Below are 1,423 nucleotides of genomic sequence, written 5' to 3'. Positions count from 1 at the left end.
GTAAATAAGAAATGCCAACAAAAAGATTGTTGCAGTAAGTAGGCCGACCCTTACGTAAACAGCGGTTTTAGAATTACTAAAGTCCATGCTTTTCTAGCCTTCTATAGAGAGATGCACGCGTAAGACCCAACTCTTCTGCGGCTTTAGAAATATTGCCATCGTGAATGTTGATGGCCTTTTGAATGACAGATTTTTCTACTTCATCCAGATTTAGATTATCAGTGTTTACATCTGAGCCACCACTGCTTGCCCCGGGAGATAAGAAAAGAAAATCAGCACTGTCAAGCGTATTGTCATCAGTCATAATTATGGCACGCTCGATAGCATGTTGTAGCTCTCTGATGTTACCTGGCCAATTGTACTTCTTGAGTTTGTGGATGGCATCATCAGAAATACCTTTTACTTCTTTGCGGTATTTTTTGGCATACTGCTTTATAAAATGCTCGGCTAATAAAGGAATATCATCTAAACGATCTCTCAGAGGAGGTAGCTTAATTTCGACTGTGTTAATTCTGTAGAGTAGATCTTGCCTAAATGTGTTGTCCTGCACCATGTCATGGATGTTCATATTCGTGGCGCAAACCAACCGGATATCGATATTGATGGCTTTATTGGTGCCTATACGAGTGACAGTTCGGTTTTGTAGTACTGTGAGCAATTTAGACTGAAGGGGTAGGCTTAGGTTGCCAATTTCATCAAGGAAAAGAGTGCCCTCATTGGCAATTTCAAATCTTCCTGCCCGATCTTCTTTGGCATCAGTAAAGGCACCTTTTTTATGACCGAAAAGCTCGCTTTCAAAGAGGGTTTCTGTAATAGCACCCATATCTACTGAGATGAAGCTATTGTCTTTTCTTAATGATCGCTGGTGAATGGCTCTGGCGATAAGCTCTTTACCGGTTCCATTTTCACCAAGAATTAAAACATTGGCATCAGTTTTTGCGACTTTCTCAATAAGATTAAACACATCTTGTATGGCCCTGCTTCTGCCAATGATATCTTTAAAAGGCTGATTGATATCTTCTTCCAGCTGTTTTTTAGCTTTTTTTAACTTGTCAACCTCTTTATAAGACTTCTTTAGTTTTATGGCTGTAGAGATCGTAGCTAGTAATTTTTCGTTTTGCCAGGGCTTAAGCACAAAATCTGTGGCCCCTTCTTTAAGCGCTCTTACAGCCATCTCTACATCTCCAAAAGCAGTGATCATGATTACAACAGCAGATGGGTCATGTTCCAAAATGTGTGCGAGCCATTCAAAGCCTTCTTTGCCACTTGTAGTGTCTTTGCTGAAGTTCATATCCAACAGGATGACATCATAAGTGTCATTATTAAGTAAAAAAGGAATCTTTTTTGGGTTCTTTTCTATAATTACCTGGTGGGCATGTTTCTTTAATAAAAGTTTGGCGGCAAGGAGCACGTCTTCATCGTC

1 protein-coding gene is annotated in these 1,423 nt (G+C 39.9%); it reads right to left on the bottom strand.

Features of this window, described 5'->3' with window-relative positions; all coding sequences use genetic code 11:
• Window positions 1-76 precede the first annotated feature (76 nt).
• The coding region (locus tag E1176_RS01050; protein ID WP_155208735.1) for a sigma-54-dependent transcriptional regulator at window positions 77-1,423 on the bottom strand (1,347 nt) is incomplete at its 5' end.

It is taken from the genome of Fulvivirga aurantia (assembly GCF_009711475.1).
In the GTDB taxonomy this organism is placed as follows: Bacteria; Bacteroidota; Bacteroidia; order Cytophagales; family Cyclobacteriaceae; genus Fulvivirga; species Fulvivirga aurantia.
The sequence above is the reverse complement of the archived record's forward strand: the minus strand, read 5'-3'. Positions and strand labels throughout refer to the sequence as shown.